This window comes from Streptomyces sp. NBRC 110028, assembly GCF_001417735.1.
Classification (GTDB): Bacteria; Actinomycetota; Actinomycetes; order Streptomycetales; family Streptomycetaceae; genus Streptomyces.
The window spans coordinates 1-17,296 of the sequence record NZ_BBUZ01000033.1; the positions used below are offsets into that span (position 1 = coordinate 1).

Annotated in this window: 23 protein-coding genes and 2 pseudogenes; 17 read left to right on the plus strand and 8 right to left on the minus strand. The window is 68.9% G+C overall.

Annotated elements, in window-relative coordinates; translation table 11 throughout:
* Positions 1-13 precede the first annotated feature (13 nt).
* The 9 genes and pseudogenes from ASC60_RS25450 to ASC60_RS41010 form a co-directional block, all read left to right on the plus strand.
* Entirely contained in the window at positions 14-763 is a 750-nt protein-coding gene (locus ASC60_RS25450; RefSeq protein WP_055555172.1) for an enoyl-CoA hydratase/isomerase family protein, read from the plus strand.
* A gap of 12 nt (positions 764-775) precedes the next feature.
* Positions 776-1,555: an enoyl-CoA hydratase/isomerase family protein gene (locus ASC60_RS25455; RefSeq protein WP_055554846.1), complete on the plus strand. Its 780-nt coding sequence runs from the start codon at positions 776-778 to the stop codon at positions 1,553-1,555.
* Positions 1,548-2,048, plus strand: a complete 501-nt coding sequence (locus ASC60_RS25460; RefSeq protein WP_055554848.1) for a flavin reductase family protein — start codon at positions 1,548-1,550, stop codon at positions 2,046-2,048. The genes ASC60_RS25455 and ASC60_RS25460 overlap by 8 nt, the downstream gene beginning before the upstream one ends.
* Positions 2,049-2,094: 46 nt before the next feature.
* Complete coding sequence (locus ASC60_RS25465) at positions 2,095-3,924, plus strand: long-chain fatty acid--CoA ligase (RefSeq protein WP_055554849.1); 1,830 nt, start codon at positions 2,095-2,097, stop codon at positions 3,922-3,924.
* A 170-nt stretch (positions 3,925-4,094) separates the two neighbouring features.
* Positions 4,095-4,190, plus strand: a pseudogene (locus tag ASC60_RS43165) (IS982 family transposase); the annotation flags it as partial.
* Between the two features lie 60 nt (positions 4,191-4,250).
* On the plus strand, positions 4,251-5,234 hold the full coding sequence (locus tag ASC60_RS25470) for a LysR family transcriptional regulator (RefSeq protein ID WP_055554851.1): 984 nt from the start codon (positions 4,251-4,253) through the stop codon (positions 5,232-5,234).
* A gap of 295 nt (positions 5,235-5,529) precedes the next feature.
* Positions 5,530-5,730 (plus strand): hypothetical protein, encoded by a 201-nt coding sequence (locus ASC60_RS25475; RefSeq protein ID WP_055554853.1) that lies wholly within the window; start codon positions 5,530-5,532, stop codon positions 5,728-5,730.
* Positions 5,731-5,780: 50 nt separating this feature from the next.
* On the plus strand, positions 5,781-6,638 hold the full coding sequence (locus ASC60_RS25480; RefSeq protein WP_055554855.1) for a MerR family transcriptional regulator: 858 nt from the start codon (positions 5,781-5,783) through the stop codon (positions 6,636-6,638).
* A gap of 359 nt (positions 6,639-6,997) precedes the next feature.
* Positions 6,998-7,300 (plus strand): annotated as a pseudogene (locus ASC60_RS41010) (AMP-binding protein); the annotation flags it as partial.
* 229 nt (positions 7,301-7,529) lie between these two features.
* Here ASC60_RS41010 and ASC60_RS25485 read toward each other — a convergent pair.
* Positions 7,530-8,750 (minus strand): GTP-binding protein, encoded by a 1,221-nt coding sequence (locus ASC60_RS25485; RefSeq protein ID WP_055554857.1) that lies wholly within the window; start codon positions 8,748-8,750, stop codon positions 7,530-7,532.
* 6 nt (positions 8,751-8,756) lie between these two features.
* Entirely contained in the window at positions 8,757-8,927 is a 171-nt protein-coding gene (gene rpmF / locus ASC60_RS25490; RefSeq protein ID WP_055554859.1) for a 50S ribosomal protein L32, read from the minus strand.
* Positions 8,928-9,182: 255 nt separating this feature from the next.
* Between rpmF and ASC60_RS43175 the strand changes: the two genes are divergently transcribed.
* Positions 9,183-9,539 carry a hypothetical protein gene (locus ASC60_RS43175; protein ID WP_055554861.1) on the plus strand — a complete coding sequence of 119 codons (357 nt, stop codon included), beginning with the start codon at positions 9,183-9,185 and terminating at the stop codon, positions 9,537-9,539.
* A gap of 575 nt (positions 9,540-10,114) precedes the next feature.
* Here ASC60_RS43175 and rpsN read toward each other — a convergent pair.
* Together rpsN and rpmB are read right to left on the minus strand one after the other, a co-directional pair.
* Positions 10,115-10,420, minus strand: a complete 306-nt coding sequence (gene rpsN, locus ASC60_RS25500; protein ID WP_055554863.1) for a 30S ribosomal protein S14 — start codon at positions 10,418-10,420, stop codon at positions 10,115-10,117.
* Positions 10,420-10,656: a 50S ribosomal protein L28 gene (gene rpmB, locus ASC60_RS25505; RefSeq protein WP_055554865.1), complete on the minus strand. Its 237-nt coding sequence runs from the start codon at positions 10,654-10,656 to the stop codon at positions 10,420-10,422. The genes rpsN and rpmB overlap by 1 nt, the downstream gene beginning before the upstream one ends.
* Before the next feature lie 89 nt (positions 10,657-10,745).
* Between rpmB and rpmG the strand changes: the two genes are divergently transcribed.
* From rpmG to ASC60_RS42310, 5 genes are all read left to right on the plus strand, one after another.
* The gene (gene rpmG, locus ASC60_RS25510; RefSeq protein WP_055555174.1) at positions 10,746-10,910 is read left to right on the plus strand and encodes a 50S ribosomal protein L33; all 165 of its coding nucleotides are present in this window, start codon (positions 10,746-10,748) and stop codon (positions 10,908-10,910) included.
* Positions 10,911-10,915: 5 nt separating this feature from the next.
* The gene (locus tag ASC60_RS25515) at positions 10,916-11,173 is read left to right on the plus strand and encodes a type B 50S ribosomal protein L31 (protein ID WP_055554866.1); all 258 of its coding nucleotides are present in this window, start codon (positions 10,916-10,918) and stop codon (positions 11,171-11,173) included.
* On the plus strand, positions 11,170-12,336 hold the full coding sequence (locus tag ASC60_RS25520) for a GTP-binding protein (protein ID WP_055554868.1): 1,167 nt from the start codon (positions 11,170-11,172) through the stop codon (positions 12,334-12,336). The genes ASC60_RS25515 and ASC60_RS25520 overlap by 4 nt, the downstream gene beginning before the upstream one ends.
* Positions 12,337-12,372: 36 nt before the next feature.
* On the plus strand, positions 12,373-12,615 hold the full coding sequence (gene rpsR, locus ASC60_RS25525) for a 30S ribosomal protein S18 (RefSeq protein ID WP_055554870.1): 243 nt from the start codon (positions 12,373-12,375) through the stop codon (positions 12,613-12,615).
* Between the two features lie 108 nt (positions 12,616-12,723).
* Positions 12,724-13,023 carry a hypothetical protein gene (locus ASC60_RS42310; RefSeq protein ID WP_234357123.1) on the plus strand — a complete coding sequence of 100 codons (300 nt, stop codon included), beginning with the start codon at positions 12,724-12,726 and terminating at the stop codon, positions 13,021-13,023.
* 133 nt (positions 13,024-13,156) lie between these two features.
* Here the strand turns inward: ASC60_RS42310 and ASC60_RS25535 are convergent, their stop codons facing one another.
* Positions 13,157-13,360 carry an ArsR family transcriptional regulator gene (locus tag ASC60_RS25535; RefSeq protein WP_055554875.1) on the minus strand — a complete coding sequence of 68 codons (204 nt, stop codon included), beginning with the start codon at positions 13,358-13,360 and terminating at the stop codon, positions 13,157-13,159.
* Positions 13,361-13,595: 235 nt separating this feature from the next.
* Positions 13,596-13,838, minus strand: coding sequence for a Fur family transcriptional regulator (locus tag ASC60_RS44150; RefSeq protein ID WP_370592964.1), 243 nt, complete (start codon positions 13,836-13,838; stop codon positions 13,596-13,598).
* Positions 13,839-13,940: 102 nt separating this feature from the next.
* Between ASC60_RS44150 and ASC60_RS25545 the strand changes: the two genes are divergently transcribed.
* Positions 13,941-15,011 (plus strand): permease, encoded by a 1,071-nt coding sequence (locus ASC60_RS25545; RefSeq protein ID WP_055554877.1) that lies wholly within the window; start codon positions 13,941-13,943, stop codon positions 15,009-15,011.
* The gene (locus ASC60_RS25550; protein WP_055554879.1) at positions 15,008-15,778 is read left to right on the plus strand and encodes a TIGR03943 family protein; all 771 of its coding nucleotides are present in this window, start codon (positions 15,008-15,010) and stop codon (positions 15,776-15,778) included. The genes ASC60_RS25545 and ASC60_RS25550 overlap by 4 nt, the downstream gene beginning before the upstream one ends.
* A gap of 66 nt (positions 15,779-15,844) precedes the next feature.
* Here ASC60_RS25550 and ASC60_RS25555 read toward each other — a convergent pair whose 3' ends face one another.
* Complete coding sequence (locus ASC60_RS25555; RefSeq protein ID WP_055554881.1) at positions 15,845-16,237, minus strand: SCO5389 family protein; 393 nt, start codon at positions 16,235-16,237, stop codon at positions 15,845-15,847.
* 45 nt (positions 16,238-16,282) lie between these two features.
* Complete coding sequence (locus ASC60_RS25560; protein WP_055554883.1) at positions 16,283-17,272, minus strand: AAA family ATPase; 990 nt, start codon at positions 17,270-17,272, stop codon at positions 16,283-16,285.
* Between the last annotated feature and the right edge of the window lie 24 nt (positions 17,273-17,296).

Below are 17,296 nucleotides of genomic sequence, written 5' to 3' on the forward strand. Positions count from 1 at the left end.
CGGCGTCCTCCAGATCACGATCAATCGACCCGACCGGTACAACTCGCTCACCCTGCCGATGTTCGAGGAGATGAACCAGATCTGGGCCGACGTCGAGCGCGACGACCAGACCCGGGTCGTCGTCATCACCGGGGCCGGCAAGGCCTTCTGTACCGGGATGGACGTCGCTCAGCCCGATCCCACGCCCCAGGACGCGCTCGCGATGCTGGAGACCGAACGCAAGCGGGTCGCGACGATGTTGCGCATCGAGAAGCCGATCATCTCCGCGATCAACGGCCCCGCGGTCGGCTACGGGCTGTCGACCGCGCTTCTCGCCGACATCAGCATCGCCGCGGACGACGCGGTGCTGATCGAAGGCCATACCAAGGTCGGTGTGACCGCCGGCGACCACGCCGCGCTCATCTGGCCGTTGCTTGTCGGCATGGCCAAGACAAAGTACTACGTGCTCACCTCCGAGAAGCTGACGGGCGCCGAGGCCGAGCGGATCGGGCTCGTGAGCCTGTCCGTTCCCCGCGAGCAGGTGCTGCCCCGCGCCCTTGAGGTCGCGTCCCAGCTGGCCCGCGGTTCCCAGCAGGCGCTCCGTTTCACCAAGCGTGCGCTCAATGCCTGGCTCACCAACGCGGTGCCTCAGCACGAGCTGTCCGCGGCGCTCGAGATCCTCGACTTCGCCGGTGCCGACTACGCCGAAGCACGCCAGGCTTTCCGGGAGAAGCGCCCCGTGGACTTCCCCTCCGCTCGCACCGCCGGCGGACCGGCGAACTGAGGGAAGGCGAGCATGAGCATTGCCTCGCACAACACAGCGCCCAGCGCTGTGCACGCGTCCGACGAAGTGGACGGCGTGGTTGTACTCACCCTGAACCACCCGCCGGCGAACGCGCTCAGCAATTCGCTCGTCAGCGAGCTGACAACGACCCTGGAAACCCTCGCCGGCGGACCCCGCACCCCCGCGGTGGTCTTGACGGGAGCTGGTGAGCGCTTCTTCTGCGCGGGTGGCGACATCAAGGAAGCCATCGGCTTCGGCGCCGATTCGATGGTCGAACGGATGGCGTCGTTTCACGCGCTGCTCTGCGCACTGGAGGACTTTCCCCGGCCGCTGGTGTGTGCGGTCAACGGCTGGTGCGTCGGTGGCGGCATCGAAATGGCCCTGTTCGCCGACACGGTGTACGCGTCGACTGAGGCGCGTTTCGTCTTCCCCGAGATCAACCACGGGATGCTGCCGGCCGTGAAGGGGATCACTCGGGTGCGCGGGGTCCTGGGCGACCGCGCGGCCCGGCGCCTCCTGCTGGGCGGAGAGCCCGTCGACGCGTTCGACGCGGAGCGGATGGGCATCGTCGACCAGGTGGTCGAGCAGGGCGACCTGCTCGCGATCGCGATGGCGGACGCGCGGGCGGCAGCGGCGAAACCACCTGCCGTGTTCGCGGCGCTGAAACGGGCCCTGCACTCAGGAACTTCCCGTTGGCCGGTCGAAGAGCAGCTCCGCGTCACGGTCGCCGACGCGCGCACGGTCTTCGACGACCCTGCCGCCCGAGCCGCCCGCGAGGGATTTCATGGTTGATCGATTTCAAGGGCTGGACCCGGACGCCTTCCGTTCGGCGTTGGCCCGCTTCCCCTCAGGCGTGACGATCGTGACGACGCGAAGCGCGTCAGGCACGCTGCACGGGTTCACCGCGAGTTCCTTCGCGGCGCTGTCGCTCGATCCACCGCTCGTCCTGGTGTGCCTGGACCGAGGAGCGGACTGCTCCCCCGTCTTCACTGCGGCCGAGCGGTTCATCGTCAACATCGTGACTCCCGCGCACGCCGAGTTGGCGATCAAGTTCGCGACAAAGGGTGAAAACAAGTTCGCGAACGGAGCCTTCGAATTCGACGAAAGCGGTCACCCGCTACTGCCCGATGCGGCGGCAGTCATCCATTGTGAACTGGAGCACGTCGCACCCGGCGGAGATCACGTCATCCTCATCGGCCGTGTACACGACGCACGGACAGGTAGCGGCAAGCCGGTGACGTGGTACCGAGGTGGCTTCCTGCACCTCGGGGAGAGTGCCGCATGAATCTCATCGGGCCCGGGATTGTCGGCTCTGGAAGAGAGGCCGTGTGATGAATCTGACCAGTTTCGAGCCAACCCGGACGCTACCGGGGCTGCTGCTCGATCGCGCGAACAAGGAACCCGACGCCCTCGCGCTGCGCTACTGGCGTGACGGGGTGATGCAGACGATCACGTGGCGGACGTACCGGGATCGCGTGCAAGATCTCGCGCTCGGCCTTGTCGCGCAAGGTGTGCGGCACGGCGATCGCGTCGCGGTGATGAGCAGCGCACGCCCGGAGTGGGTGTTCGCCGCGCTGGCCGTGCAGAGTGTCGGCGGCGTCGTGATCGGCGTCTATCCGACCAACTCACCTGCCGAGATCGAGCAACTCCTCGTACACAGCGAGGCCGTCGCCTTCATCGGCGAGACGACGACGGAGCTCAGCAAGGTGGCGAAGGTCGCCGCACACACGCCGAAGCTGCGGCTCGTGGTCGGAATCGACGCCACTCCGCCGGAGCTACCCGAGGTGATCAGAGGGACACCGTGGGAAGCGCTGTGCGAAGAAGGAACACAGTACGCCGACGACAGCGCCGATCCTCTGTCCGAGCTGGTCGACGGCGGCTCCCTCGACGATGCCGCCGTGCTGTTCTACACGTCGGGATCCACGGGAGCTCCGAAAGGCGTCACCCACTCGCACCGCACGCTTCAGCACGCGGTTCAGACCTTCGTCGGCCTCTACCCGCAGCTCCTCCGCCACGAGCACGATGCCGTGGGCTTCCTGCCGTTGGCCCACGTGGCGCCAGCGTTGGTGTCGGTGTTCGCGCCACTGCTCTCACGGCTGATGGTCACATACTGCCCCATTGGTGACTACGAAGACGTGTTGCGCTCGGTGCGGCCGACAGCAGTGCTCTGGCCGCCGCGGTTCTACGAGAAGATCGCCAGCGAACTGATCGCACAGACGGAGGTCTGGCCGCGACTTCGTCGCTACGCCTATGGCGCCGCCATGTGGGTCGGCCGCAGAGTAGCCGAACGCCGTTGGTCCCACCGCCGGCCCTCGGTACCGCTGCGGATCGCGTACGCTGCCGCACTTCGTTGGGTGTTCTTGCCACTGCGGGCAACCGTCGGAATGGATCGCATCCGGGTTGCCTACACCGCGTCTGCCGCGATGCCCGAAAGCGTCATCGCGATTTGGCAGATCTGGGGGCTCGATCTTCGTGAGAACTACGGTCTCACCGAGACCGCCGGGTGTCCGATAGCTCATTTCAACCATCCGTTCCCCCGTCCGGGCTCCATCGGCAGGGAATTCCCGGACCCACGGTTCCAGGTGAAAGTCGCGGACGATGGCGAAATGCTGCTCCGCGCGCCGTTGCTCTTCGACGGATACTGGCGCAACCCGGCGGAGACCGAGGCTGCTTACCAGGATGGTTGGTTCCGCACCGGTGACCTGATAGAGCGCACACCCCGCGGCGACATCCGGCTCATCGGCCGGAAGAAGGACGTGATCATCACCCGAGGCGGCAAAACGATCAATCCTCAGCCCATCGAAACCCGGTTGAAGGAGAGCTCACTGATCAACGAAGCGATCATCGTCGGCGACTCCCGTAAGTACCTCACCGTCCTGCTCGAGCCGAGCGCAACCGCAGCCGCCCGGTCGGCAGAGGTGCTGGCCGAACGCCTGCGGGCGGAGGTCGATCGGGTCAACGCGGACCTCGCGCGGGTGGAGCAGTTGAAGGACTTTCGCGTTCTGCCGCGGCCCCTGGAAGTCGAGCGCGGCGAACGGACCGCGAACGGCAAGATCAAGCGCAATGCCGTCGTGAGCTCGTTCGCCACGTTGATCGACGACATGTACGGCGCGAACGACGATGCGGCGATCGCGAACCATGTGCGCTCGAGGCCGAACTAGGTGGTCGATCGCATGGAGATCGCGTGAAGAAGTGAGATCGGTCCGCAGGCGTGGGAGGAGGGCGTTCAGCTTGATGTGTGAGCGAAAAACCGAACACCCCTCTGATGGCACTCTACGTGCTGATCTACGACCAGGTGGTCGTATCCCGTGCCTGCCGTGGCCATCACCCGTTGTTGTCCGCCACCCCTGTGCCCCGCGGCATGTCGCGGGAAACGGTCAAGCGCTCGGAGCCGGCCGGGCACGCCGACAACGGCTACTACGCCGCCGGACCGCAGGTTCAGTCACGATTGCCACGTCCACCCGCGTGTACGGCAAGAGGTGGAGCCATGCCGATCCCTGACCTCACGCTGCAGCAGCTTCGCGCAGTCCGGACACTCGCCGCCTCCGGCAGTTTCACGAAAGCGGCCGCCGCAGAGCACATCTCTCAGTCGGTCCTCAGCAGAAGGATCAAGGAAGTCGAGCGTCTCCTGCGGGTGCGGTTGTTCGACCGAACCACTCGGCAACTCGACATGACGGCCGCGGGGCATGCCTTTCTCCTCATGACGGGCACCGTCCTCGACGACATGGACATGCGACTGAGCCGCTTCATGTCGTACGTAGCGGCCCAGTCCGGAACCATCGCCGTAGCCGCACTTCCGTCACTCGCAGCGGCTGTGCTGCCGGACATGATGCGCGGCTTCATGCTGGATCACCCCGAGGTGGAGTTCGAGATCATCGACGGGGCCGCGGATGAAGTTGTCGAACGGCTCGAAGGCGGGACTGTCGAACTCGTCCTGACCGCCCACGGTGACCTGCCGGACGGCCTGTGCTTCACACCACTGCTGCGGGAACAGTTCTACGGCGTCGCGCACCACAGCCATCCTTGGTCGACGCGGAGTTCCCTCTCGTGGGCGGACTTCAACGGTGAGACCGTGGTCGCGACGCGGCCCGGAACCAGCATCCGAGCGATCACCGACACCGCGTTCAACAGGTACTCGATCTCGGTGAGCCACCACTTCAATGCCTGTAGCGCGGCGACGATCCGCGGGCTACTGAGGGCCGGCGTGGGCGTAGCAGCTCTGCCGGCCTTTGAGTTGCGGGGTTTCGCTCTGGATGATCTCGTCGCGGTACCCGTGGATTCTCCGGGAGCAACCAGGGTCACCGGCGTGATGTACCGCTGCTCTCAGGATCTCTCGCCCGTCGCGGCTCGCTTTCTGGATTTCATGCGCGCCTCCGAGATCGATCCCCCGCGAGGAGTCTCCCGCGTTCACGAAGGCCACACCGGCGGACCAGACACATCGAGCCACGCGGGGGCGCAGCTCGCAAAATGAGGGTGGCAATCGTCTCGGGCCGGGTGGATCAGGGTCGGCACCACCTGCTGCTCCTGCAGCATCAGGTCGGCAAGCCGACCTTCACCGACAGCGACCGCGCCATCGGGGATATCGCCGGATCCACGACGAACTCACCGCGCTGGGGATCAAGGTCGCCGCCTCCACCGTCTGTGAAATCCTCCGCCAGCGCGGCATCCCACCCGCGCCCGAGCGGCAGAGAACCACCTGGACCGACTTCCTCCGCAGCCAGCCCACCTGCCCGGCCGGGCCGGCGCCCGGGCAGGTGGGCGGCCGCGTGGTGATGATGATCCCGCACCGCACGTCCGGCGTGGAGGAGACCATGCTCCCGCCGGACGACCAGCGTGTCCTGGCCATCGTGCGGGAGGCTGCCGGGCCGGTCATGGCTCGGCAGGTCGGCGAGGCAGCGGTCCGTACGACCTTGATGGTGCGGGAGCGACCGGCACACCCACGGCAGCGGGGTTTGCACGTGCCGTAGCGGCATGTGATCCAGTAGGCGGCGAACACGACATTGAGAGGTTCCCTCGCATGCCCCTTCCTCCGATTCCCCGCCGGGTCAAGATCGGCGATGCCGCCGCGTTCGCCGGGACCACACCCCGCGCCATCCGCCACTACCACGCCATCGGGCTTCTCCCCGAGCCGGAACGCGGCGGTGATGACCGCCGCCGCTACGGATACGACGACATGATCCGCCTGCTGTGGATCCGCAAGATGGCTGATGCGGGTATCTCCCTGGACGACATCCGGGCCGGCTTTGAGGGCACCACCGCCATCGAGCAGTCCCTGGCCCGGCTGGAGGAAACCCTCGCCTCCAAGGCGGCCGCCATCGAAGCCCAGCGGACCGCCGTGCACCGCCTCCGCGAGGCGGGCAGCCCCCTGGGCCTGCTCTCACCGTTGGTCAGCGGCCGCCTGCGCGATCTGCCGCCCGGAGCCCTGCGCTCGACCGATCTCGACACCCTTCTGGTCACGGAGCGTATCTTCGGCCCGGTGGGCGCCGCCGTCCAGGTCGACCGGTTCATCGTCCTGGCCACCCACCCCGAGTTGCGGGCCGAGGAGGACCGCCTGGCCGAGGCCGAGTCGGCCCTGGACGACACCATGTCCCCCGACGACCCCCGCATCGAAGACCTGGCTGCCCAGCGATGTGCTCATGAGACCGCCTTGGTAGCCACCATCGACAGAGCCGGCCTGGACGAGGCCCTCGACGACCTCCTGGACCAGCACGACGAGCACGCCGGCGAGGAAGAAGCAGAGGCGACGATGAGCACACTGGAGGCCATCGGCAAGATGCCGTACGACTTCTCCCCGGCCCGTGTCCGGTACGAGGAACGCGTCATCGAACTGCTCCACCCGGCCGATCAGGACAGCGACACCCCACAGACCTGCTGACCGGCCTCCCCCGCCCAGGGCCAGCCCGACAAGAGCACCCGGAGTGGTGCAGCGCGAACGTAACCACGGTGCCCCCGGCGGCCGTTGGGCACTGGGTGAAGAGAGCCGAAGAGCACGTCGAGGACACCTGCCCGCTTGTCCACCGGTGCCGTCTGCCGCTGTCCACGCGCGGGTCAAGGCCGCCTCCGCTACTTGCGAAAACGGCCTCCGACCTGCGAAAAAGCTGGTCGGGACGACAGCATTTGAACCTGCGCCCCCTTGCCCCCAGCAGTGCGGCAACTCTCCTCGACGATCCGTACCGGACTGTAGCCAGTCGTCGGGGCTTCGTACGCCGCCGTACGACGCAATGGAGACACGTCATCGCTCGCCCGCGCCAAAGGACACCCGTACCACGCGCGTACGGCGATCTGCGCACCCGCGCCAATCAGGTCGCCCAGGTGCTCACCGCGGACCTGGGCCTGATACCGGGGCAGCGCGTGATGCTGCGCTCGCCCAACAACCCCTGGATGGTGGCGGCCTGGCTCGGCGTGCTCAAGGCCGGCGGCGTGGTCGTCACGACCATGGCCGCCCTGCGTGCCCGGGAGCCCGCCCCGCTCGTCGAGCGGACCCGCCCCTCGATCGCGCTCGTGGACCACCGGTTCGCCGAGGACGTATACGCCGTCCCTGGGCGACGCCGTCCGCCAGCACCGCCTCACCCACAACCCCGCGCGCCCCGCCGTCCTACCCCGGCCACCCACCGCCGAGCGACGGATCTGGACAGCCGAGGGAGCAACCCGCTTCCTGCGCTACCAGGTCGACAAGCGTGAGCAGAGGCAAGCTCGGCCGGCGGCTCAGAGGCAGCAGGCGCCGCTTCGGCCGCTCCGGTGGGAGCGGCGGGCGCCGCACCGAACTTCAGTGCTGGGGTATGGGTTCGGCCTCGTCAGGACCGTGTTCGTGGTCGCAGGTCTCGTCGAGGCCGTAGGTCTCCCAGGCGGGGAAGGGGTCGCCCCAGGCCGACCAGCCCTGGGGGCCCAGCGCGTACTCGTCGTCGGTGAGCAGGCATGTGGAGAGGGCGTGGTGCAGGGTGGTGGGGTGCAGTCCGGTGCCGATGAAGACGAGTTCCTGGCCGTGGCCGGTGTTGTCCCCGGCTTCGCTTCGGCTGTCGTGTGCTCCGGACGGCTCGAACCGGGCGACGGCGCCCGCCTGTGACCACAGCCCGGTCACACCAGGACGTGTGGCCAGGCGGAAGAAGCCCTTGGAGCGCAGCACACTGCCGTGGGTGTCGCTGTCCAGGTCGGTGGCGATGAAGTCCCACAGCCGGGCCGGGTGGAAGGGCCGGGTGGCGCGGAAGACGGTGCTGGAGATGCCGTACTCCTCGGTCTCCGGCACATGGTCGCCGTTGAGCTCCATGACCCAGCCAGGGGCCTGCTGGGCGCGTTCGAGGTCGAAGCGGCCGGTGCCGAGCACTTCCGCGGGGGCGACCCGGCCATGGGTGGCGGGCACGAGATGGGCGGCCGGGTTGAGCCGGGACAGCGTCGCTGCCAGGCGTTCAGCGGACTCGGCGGTCACCAGGTCGAGCTTGTTGAGGACGATGACGTCGGCGAACTCGATCTGGTCCATGAGGAGATCGCTGACGGTGCGCTCGTCGTCCTCGTACTGGTCGAGTCCCCGCTCCATCAGCTCGTCCCCGCCGGTCAGCTCCGGCAGGAAGTTCGCGGCGTCGACGACGGTGACCATGGTGTCGAGCCGCGCGACCTCGCCCAGCGTGGCGCCGTCGTCGCGCGGGAAGGCGAAGGTGGCTGCGACAGGCATGGGCTCGGAGATGCCGCTGGACTCGATGAGGAGATAGTCGAACCGCCCCTCTCCGGCGAGCCGGCCCACCTCCTCCAGCAGGTCGTCGCGCAGGGTGCAGCAGATGCAGCCGTTCGTCATCTCGACGAGGCGCTCTTCGGTGCGGGAGAGGGCGGCGTCACCGTCGCGGACGAGCGCGGCGTCGATGTTCACCTCGCTCATGTCGTTGACGATGACCGCGACCCGCAGCCCTTCGCGGTTGTTGAGGAGATGGTTGAGGAGTGTGGTCTTGCCGGATCCCAAAAAACCCGACAGGACCGTCACGGGAAGCTGGACAGACATGGCGGGTCAGCCCTCGGGGCGCAGCAGTCCGCGCTGGTAGGCGGGGACGAGTCGTCGCGGCACCCGGTGTTCGCGGCCGTCGACGGTGATCGTCACCAGCTCGGGCGCGCTCGCCTTCCACTGCGCGCGGCGGTGACGGGTGTTGCTCCGGGACATCTTCCGCTTGGGCACGGCCATGATGCACGGGTCCTTTCCGGTGGGCGGTGTCCCATTCACCGTATATGAAAATGGGTACCGTTTCCATGTAGCGTAGTGGTGGCCGCTGCGAGGTCGTCAGCCAGGAGGAAGAAGTGCCGTTGGTGATGTTGCGGGCGCGCAGGACCGCTTATGCGCTCATCACCGCCGTCGGAGGGATGGCGGAGTGAGAGCCGGGAGAGAGGGCCAGGGGTTGCTGGGGCTGGTGTCCGGCAACTCCCCCGAATCCCGGGCCGGGTGCTGGACCTGCTGCTGCGCGCCTCGCCGGACGCACTGGTGCTCTCGTTCTCGATTCACGGCGACGAGGCGGGGCGGTATCCCTTCGTACCGCGCTTCGCCACAGGCGGCGACGAACGGCAGCGAGCCTCACTATCGCAAGCGGCGACGGGTAACCCGGCGGTGATCGTGCGTCAGGATCTGCGCGCCATCGCACGGGCCGACGCAGGGGCGCACGTCGTGCTCGCGCTCCCTGGCAACGTTGACGCCGCGGCGTTCCTGGCCGAGCCGAGGCAGAACCCCTGGGCAGGTCTCCGCTGTCGGACCACTATGACCTGGCACCGATCGCGGTCGGCCTCGATCCCGGCCGGCTGCTGAGCGATCTGGGGTGTGTACACCGCGCCGTCCACGTCTTCGGCGACGTCCGCATGCCGTACCCCTCACGGTCACCGAAGCCGCCGCCCGACATGTAGAGGCCGCCCAGGCGGTGGCCCTGACAGAGGGGCGGCGGCAGGACGACGGCCGCGGGGAAGGCTCCCGCGCCCTGCTCGCCCGTCTCAACCCGTCCGCGACGGTGCTCCGCGACCAAGGGGAGGACGGCGGCACCGCCTCGCTGATGAATCTGACACGTCCCGCTTCCGGGTGGGCCGCAGCCGACCCGGCGACCCGGCTCGATGTCGTCGCTCCGGTCATACGCCGCCGCGGCGTCGACCACGATGTGGCCTCGGTGCAAGGAGGACAGGCCGCGCGCCACGCTGGACGCCGCCGTACTGGACGACCGTGAACTGGCTCTCGGTCGTCCAACGCTGGGCCCGCCTGCCCGATCCGCTGCTCGGCACGGCGGCACAGGGCCCGGAGGGCTGAGCCGCCGGTGGGGCCCGACTCACGGCCGGGCCCCACCGGCGGTGAGTGGATCAGCGACGAGGCTCGGCTTCAGGGGACCTGACGAGGACTCACCAGCTGCTCTTGGTCACACCGGGGAGTTCACCCGCGTGGGCCATTTCGCGCAGCCGGATGCGCGAGAGACCGAAGGCGCGCAGATGGCCACGGGGGCGGCCGTCAATGGAGTCGCGGTTGCGCACCCGAGTGGCGCTGGCGTCGCGGGGCTGACGGCGCAGTTCCCGCTGGGCGTCGAGGCGTTCCTCATCCGAGGTCCCAGGATCGGCGATGACCGCCTTCAGTTCGGTGCGGCGCTTGGCGTAGCGGGCCACGATCACCCGGCGCTGTTCGTTCTTGACGATCTTGCTCTTCTTGGCCATCAGACCTTTCCTCCTCGTGCGCGGATGCGGGTCACGGCGGCCTCGATGCCGATGGCGTCCACGGTCTTGATCGCCCTGGTGCTGAGCGTGAGCCGGATGTGGCGCCCCTCGCTGGGCAGCCAGTAGCGCTTGCGCTGGATGTTGGGGTCGAACCGGCGCTTGGTGCGGCGGTGTGAGTGGGAGACGTGGTTGCCGAAGCCGGGTTGCCGGCCGGTGAGCTGACAGTGGGCGGACACGGTTCCTCCTGGTTCTCGTTGCCTTATGAGGTCGCAGCACCGTAACACCTAGATGAAAATGAAAACCAACTCCATGTATGCTGTCGGGCATGGCCCGGAACGAACTACGCCCGATCATCAAGCTGAGGTCCACCGCCGGCACCGGCTACACGTACGTGACCCGCAAGAGCCGACGGAACGACCCCGACCGCATGACCCTCCGCAAGTACGACCCGGTCGTCGGCCGCCATGTCGACTTCCGCGAGGAGCGCTGACCACCATGAAGCCCGGCATTCACCCCGCCTACAGGCCCGTCGTCTTCCGTGACCGGTCCGCCGACTTCGCCTTCCTCAGCCGCTCCACCGCCACCAGCGACAAGACCGTTGAGTGGGAGGACGGCCGCACCTATCCGGTCATCGACGTCGAGATCTCCTCGGCGAGCCACCCCTTCTACACCGGCACCCAGCGGGTCCTGGACACCGCGGGTCGTGTCGAGCGGTTCGAGCGTCGCTACGGAGGCGGTCGGAGGGGCCGGTGAACGCGGACGACACCCGGCTGGCCGTCGCGGTTGTCGGCGGGCTGCACGCCGACGCCCGCCGCGCCGCCGTCGAGGAGATCCTGCGCACGGTGCCCGGCGCCGTCGCCCTGCACCACGACCTGTCGGCCGCCACCAACAACGCCGTGCACCGCACCGTGCGGGACGCCACGGGGCTGCTCGACAGCGGCGAGGCGCCATTGGTGAACGACTGCGCGTGCTGTGCGCTGCGCGAGGACATGGTCCCCGAACTGCTTCGCCTGGCCGCGGGCGGCGCCCACCGGCTGGCTGTCGTGGAGCTGTGGGACTCGGTCGAGCCGCAGGCCATGGCCACCGTCATCGCCTCTGCGGGCGCGCCCCTGACGCTGACCGGGGTGGCCACCGTCATCGACCCGGCCCTGATGGTGCCGTACCTGTCCAACGGCGACGACCTGGCCGACGTCGGCCTGGCCGCGGCCCCGGCCGATCAGCGCACCGTGGCCGACACCTTCGCCCGGCAAGTGGAGTACCCCACCGTGATCGCCATCGCCGAGGACACCACAGGTGAGGAGCCCGCGGACGACGGCGACCACGCGTTGCTCACCCAGCTCACACCGGGCGCACGGCAGGTGCGGCTCGACGAGGGTGCCCTGGGATCGGCCCTTCTCCAGGGCTTCGACGTCGACGCGGCGGCCACGCGTCAGCACCCGGCGTGTGCGTTGCTGCCCCAGGACAGTGACGAGCACGGCGTGAGCACCCTCGTCTGGCGCCGCGAACGCCCCTTCCACCCGGGCCGTCTCCACGCCGCGCTGGAGGACCTGAGCTGCGCGGCCGCCCGCAGCCGCGGCCGCTTCTGGCTGGCCGACCGGCCCGACACCTTGCTGTCGTGGGACGCGGCCGGCGGTGCGCTGTGCGTAGAGTCCGCCGGCCCCTGGCTGGCCGCTCTCCCGGACGCCGCCTGGGACATGGTCCCCGCGGAACGCCGCGTCGCCGCCTCCCTCGAGTGGCATCCCGACCACGGCGACCGCTGCCAGCACCTCACCTTCACCTCGCCCGGCCTCGACCGGGACAACCTGCTCGCGCTGCTCGACTCGTGCCTGCTCACCGACGACGAGTACACGGCGGGCCCGGACGGCTGGAAGAACCTCTCCCACGCCTTCGACGACCTGCTCGATCCCGTGGTGTGAAGCGCGCCTCGAGCACAGCACAGAAAGGGACGCATCATGTCTCAACGCCTCGGCTCCAAGCGCCAGGACACCAAGCGCCGCCGCATCAACCCACTCGACGCCGCGGGCATCACCTACGTCGACTACAAGGACACCGATCTGCTGAGGAAGTTCATTTCCGACCGTGGCAAGATCCGCAGTCGCCGGGTGACCCATGTGACGCGCCGGCAGCAGCGGCAGATAGCCCGCGCCATCAAGAACGCCCGCGAAATGGCCCTGATCCCCTACAGCTCCCGATAGCCCCATGAAGGAGCCCAAAAAATGCCGCGTGGAGCACTCGGTCGTCCGAACTGCCCCTTCACGCTTGCCGTCTGCGTGAGCTGTCACGAGGGAGCCGACGGTGGTGAGGTGATGGAGAGCCTGCGGAAGGCTGTCCAAAGCTCTTCGCACGGAGTGCTGGTTTCCACCGGCTGCCTCGGCAAGATCCTGGACTGCCGTCGCCCTCATCATGGGCTCTACGCTGCCGTGCAGCAGTGTGCGGTGGACCGCAAGCCCAGCGGGCCTGTGGTGCGGGTCGGTCCGATCGTCACCGTCGCCGACGCCGACGCGCTGGGAACGTGGCTACGGCGAGGGATGCCGGACGACGGCGCACAGCCTGACCGGCTGCGTGCGGCCCCTGCTCCGTCGCACGTCGCCCACCTCGACTGACTGCCTCATATACCCAGCAGGGGCACCTCTCCCGCGCCGAGGCCGGGGCTCGATGGCCGTGCCGTCGGGCCCCGGCCCCGCGGTATTGGTGATCTTTCGGCGACATGCCGCAGCGGGTGATCAGGCCGAGGGTTCACAGAAGCCGGAGGTGATGGGAGACGGCGGACTGCGCCATGCCGACTTCGGTGGCGAGTTCGGTGACGGAGTGCAGGGTCCAACGGTGGACCCGGCCCTCCAGGGGAAAGACAGCGATGGCCGTCTCCAGGGGCGGGGTGCCGGATTCGGTGCAGGCGAGTTGCCGGATGACAACGGCGCTGTCCTCGTCGAGTCCGAGCACCTGCCGTACGGCCTGCCCTCAGCTCGCGCACTTGTGGACTCGGCCCCGGCGGGGCTCCCAGCGGCATGACGGTGGTTCTCCTTCGTCGGTGGCGAGTTGACAGTCGCCGCAGATGCCGGTGAGTTCGACGGTGTGCTCCACCGCGGCGAATCCGGTGTCCGCGCCGGTCCCGTCCGTCCAGCGCTCTACGACCTCGGAGTCCACCGGGCGGCTGCGGCCGAGCAGCAGCGGCAGATCAGGTGGTGGCGGTGCCCGTCGGCGGGCGCCGGCGGTAGAGCCGCTCCCCCGCGTCGTCGCGGACGACGTCGGCGCCGCCCGCCGCCTCCAGGTCCCGCAGGGCGCGGTAGACGGTGGTCAGCCCTATGGAGATGTCGGCGGCGGTCAGCAGCGTGTGCAGTTCCTGCGCCGAGACGAAGTCCTGACACCCGGTGAGGACGCGCAGAACGGCGCTTGTCTGCCGGGTTACCCGGCTGGTCATGGCGGATCACCTCTACTGACGCGTGGCGCCGCGGGTCCGCGCGTGCGACTAAGGTGGGTCACCGTATGTCGGCGTGGTGAAGTTCCGGTGAGGGGAGGCAGGTTGGGCAGCGATGTCGGCCTCGCGCCGCCGCCGTCGTCCGCAGACCGCGACGGTGGTGGGGTGGCGTCTCCCTCCGAGGAGGCCGGAGGGATGCGCACGGCGGTGCGCATCGCCTCTCATGCGCTGATCGCGGGCCTCCCGGTGGTGCTGCTCGGCGGTGTCGCCCTCGCGCTGGGGCCGAAGATCACCACCGCGCTCGACGATCGGGGGGTGGCGGCGTGGCGGACGGTGTTCACCGCGATCGTGATCCAGGGGGTGCCGTTTCTGCTGTTGGGCACGCTGGTGTCGGCCGCGATCAGCGCGTTCGTACCCGCCTGGGTCTTCACCCGGGTGCTGCCGCGCAACCCGGCGCTCGCGGTGCCCGTGGCGGGCGTCGCCGGGGCGGTGCTGCCGGGCTGTGAATGCGCCTCTGTTCCGGTGGCCAGCAGCCTGATGCGGCGCGGAGTGGCCCCGGCGGCCGCGCTGGCCTTCCTGCTCTCGGCCCCGGCCATCAACCCGATCGTGCTGGTGGCGACCTATGTGGCCTTCCCCGGCAACCCGCAGATGGTCGTCGCCCGCCTGATCGCCTCGCTGCTGACGTCCGTTGCCATGGGCTGGCTGTGGATCCGGGCGGGCCGGCAGGAGTGGCTGCGGTCGCCCAAGGGGCCGACCGGGCACGCGCCCGGCGCGAGCCGGGTGGAAGAGTTCCGGGTCTCGCTGCAGCATGACTTCCTGCACGCCGGGGGGTTCCTCGTCCTCGGCTCGGCGGCCGCGGCCACCTTCAACGTCGCGGTACCGCACTCGGTGCTGCGCACCTTCTCCGACTCCCTGTGGCTGTCACTGCCCCTGCTGGGGCTGCTCGCGGTGATCCTCGCGGTCTGCTCCGAGGCGGACGCATTCGTGGCCGCCTCGCTCACCGGCTTCTCCCCCACCGCCCGGCTCGCCTTCATGGTGGTCGGCCCGATGGTCGACCTGAAACTGATCGCATTGCAGTCGGGCACCTTCGGGCGCGCCTTCGCGCTGCGCTTCTCGTCGGCCACCTGGGTCACGGCGATGGTGTGCAGCGCTCTGGTGGGGTGGTGGCTGCTGTGAAGCGCAACATCCAGGTGCTGCTGCTCCTCTTCCTCGGCGTCGGTCTGCTGCACATCTCCCTGCTGACCGATCTGTATCTGCGCTATGTGCGGGCAGGTCTCAGGCCCGCGCTCATCGCCTCGGGCGTGTTGCTGATCGCGCTCGGCACGGTCGCCGCCGTCCGTGACGGCTTCCCGTTCAACCGCCCCCGCACCGACCACGAGCAGGACCACGAATACGAGCACGGCCACGGTCACGCGGGCGGCCCGAAGGTCGCCTGGCTGCTGTACGTACCGGCCCTGACCATCCTGTTCCTGGCCCCGCCCGCCCTCGGCTCATACACCGCCTCGCGAGACGACGCCGAGGCACCGAAGGCGCCCGCCTCCGCCACCGGCGACAGCCTCTACCCCGCACTGCCGGGCAAAGGCGTGGTCGAGATGTCGCTGAACGACTTCACCTCCCGTGCGGTCTGGGACACCGACGGCTCGCTCAAGGGCCACACCGTGCGCCTCACCGGATTCGTCACCCCCGGACGCCACGGCACCTGGTACGTCAGCCGCCTGGCCATCAGCTGCTGCGCCGCCGACGCCACGGTGCGCAAGGTACGGGTGCACGAGGCCGCCGCCCCGCCCGCCGACACCTGGGTGACCGTCATCGGCACCTGGCACCCGACCGGAAAGATCGGCACGGACGGCGCGAGCCCGGCCCTGGACGCCACCACGGTCCGGCGCATCCCCGCACCCAAGGACCCGTACAACGATGTGGTGGCCACTCCGGCGGGCTCGTGAGCCCGAAGCGCGGATGAGCCCCAGGCCAGTGGCCTGAGGCTCGGCGCTATTCCGCGCGGCTCGATGTCAGCAGTCGCGGAACTCGGGCGACTGGTTGAGGATCTGGGACCGCGTGGAGGTGAACTTCGCGTAGGTCGAACCCTCTTCGGTGCCCGGGCGGAACACGGCCACCCGGTGGCAGTTCATGAAGGCGAGAGTGACGCCGAAGTGGCGTTCCAGGCTGCCGCGGATGGCGTCGCTGGCGAGTGCGCGCAGCAGTTGGCCACGCTCGGCCTCGGACGGGGGCGGAGTCTGGTTGTCGGCGAACTCGGCATCCCCCTCACGGAGCGTGCCCGCCAGCCCGGCGATGAGGTCGTAGGCGTACGGCAGCGATTCCCGGACGGTGGCGACGAAGTCCTGTTCAGGGACCTCACCCTGCTCGGCCCGGGCGAGGAGTTCCGGTGCGACGTTGAGCGACATGACGGATCAGTGTCCAATCGTTGCGGGTGAGGAAGCGTTGGGTGTTCAGCCGACGGGGGCGGAGTGGGTCCCGGGCTCGGGGTGTGCGGGCAGCGCGGCCGGCCCGTGCCGGAAATCCGGATCGACCTGGGCGCTCAGGTCCTGGCCGGTGGAGCGGTTCGCCCAGGCGTGAGCGTTGCGCAGGTGGAACTCGATCGCCTGCCGCTGGAAGGTCTCCCAGTCCTTGGTGCGGGAGTCCACGGCGATCCGCAGCTCCCCCAGTGCGAGGCGGTGTTCGGGCTCGAGGTCGCCGGTGTGACGGCCCTGTTCGCGGGCGCGGACCCAGTCCGAGTGGCCGAAGCAGGCCAGCAGGTCCTCGCCGATGTGTTCCTTGAGGAAGAGGCGGTCGTCCTCGCCGGCCACCTTGTTGCCGACCACGGCGAGAGGCACGCCGAACTCGGCGGCGTGGTCCTTGTACTGGCGGTAGACGGACACGCCCTTGCGGGTGGGCTCGGCGACCAGGAAGGTCATGTCGAAGCGGGTGAAGAGCCCGGAGGCGAAGGAGTCCGCCCCGGCGGTCATGTCGACGACGGCGTACTCGCCGGGGCCGTCCACCAGGTGGTTGAGATACAGCTCGACGGCGCCGAGCTTGGAGTGGTAGCACGCCACGCCGAGGTCATCCTCGGTGAACACGCCGGTGGTCATCAGCCGGACTCCGGCGACTTCCCGGACATGGCGGGCGTGCACCGGATCGGCGCCGAGCAGGCGCAGCAGACGGGAGCCGCTACCCGGCGGGGTGGTCTTGACCATGGCGTCGACCGAAGGGATACGGGGGTTGTCGCCCCGCAGATACTCCTTGATCTCGGCGAGGCCGGTGTTGAGCGGGACGACCTCGCGCAACTCGTCCTCGTCCAGTCCCAGGGCGGCCCCCAGATGCTGATTGATATCGGCGTCGATGGCGACGACCGGGGCCCCTGAGCGGGCAAGATGCCGGGCGAAGAGGCCGGAGAGCGTGGTCTTGCCGCTCCCGCCCTTGCCGACGAACGCGATGCGCATGGCCGTGCATCACCTCCAGGTGAA

What these genes read in the sequence shown, in the direction of transcription:
- rpmF (WP_055554859.1), bottom strand. Translation starts at nt 8,927, where the DNA reads ATGGCCGTGCCCAAGCGGAAGATGTCCCGGAGCAACACCCGTCACCGC.
- ASC60_RS25480 (WP_055554855.1), top strand. Translation starts at nt 5,781, where the DNA reads ATGCCCCTTCCTCCGATTCCCCGCCGGGTCAAGATCGGCGATGCCGCC.
- ASC60_RS25560 (WP_055554883.1), bottom strand. Translation starts at nt 17,272, where the DNA reads ATGCGCATCGCGTTCGTCGGCAAGGGCGGGAGCGGCAAGACCACGCTC.
- ASC60_RS25555 (WP_055554881.1), bottom strand. Translation starts at nt 16,237, where the DNA reads ATGTCGCTCAACGTCGCACCGGAACTCCTCGCCCGGGCCGAGCAGGGT.
- ASC60_RS25460 (WP_055554848.1), top strand. Translation starts at nt 1,548, where the DNA reads ATGGTTGATCGATTTCAAGGGCTGGACCCGGACGCCTTCCGTTCGGCG.
- rpsR (WP_055554870.1), top strand. Translation starts at nt 12,373, where the DNA reads ATGTCTCAACGCCTCGGCTCCAAGCGCCAGGACACCAAGCGCCGCCGC.
- ASC60_RS25485 (WP_055554857.1), bottom strand. Translation starts at nt 8,750, where the DNA reads ATGTCTGTCCAGCTTCCCGTGACGGTCCTGTCGGGTTTTTTGGGATCC.
- rpmG (WP_055555174.1), top strand. Translation starts at nt 10,746, where the DNA reads ATGGCCCGGAACGAACTACGCCCGATCATCAAGCTGAGGTCCACCGCC.
- ASC60_RS44150 (WP_370592964.1), bottom strand. Translation starts at nt 13,838, where the DNA reads ATGACCAGCCGGGTAACCCGGCAGACAAGCGCCGTTCTGCGCGTCCTC.
- ASC60_RS25455 (WP_055554846.1), top strand. Translation starts at nt 776, where the DNA reads ATGAGCATTGCCTCGCACAACACAGCGCCCAGCGCTGTGCACGCGTCC.
- ASC60_RS25515 (WP_055554866.1), top strand. Translation starts at nt 10,916, where the DNA reads ATGAAGCCCGGCATTCACCCCGCCTACAGGCCCGTCGTCTTCCGTGAC.
- ASC60_RS25470 (WP_055554851.1), top strand. Translation starts at nt 4,251, where the DNA reads ATGCCGATCCCTGACCTCACGCTGCAGCAGCTTCGCGCAGTCCGGACA.
- ASC60_RS25465 (WP_055554849.1), top strand. Translation starts at nt 2,095, where the DNA reads ATGAATCTGACCAGTTTCGAGCCAACCCGGACGCTACCGGGGCTGCTG.
- rpsN (WP_055554863.1), bottom strand. Translation starts at nt 10,420, where the DNA reads ATGGCCAAGAAGAGCAAGATCGTCAAGAACGAACAGCGCCGGGTGATC.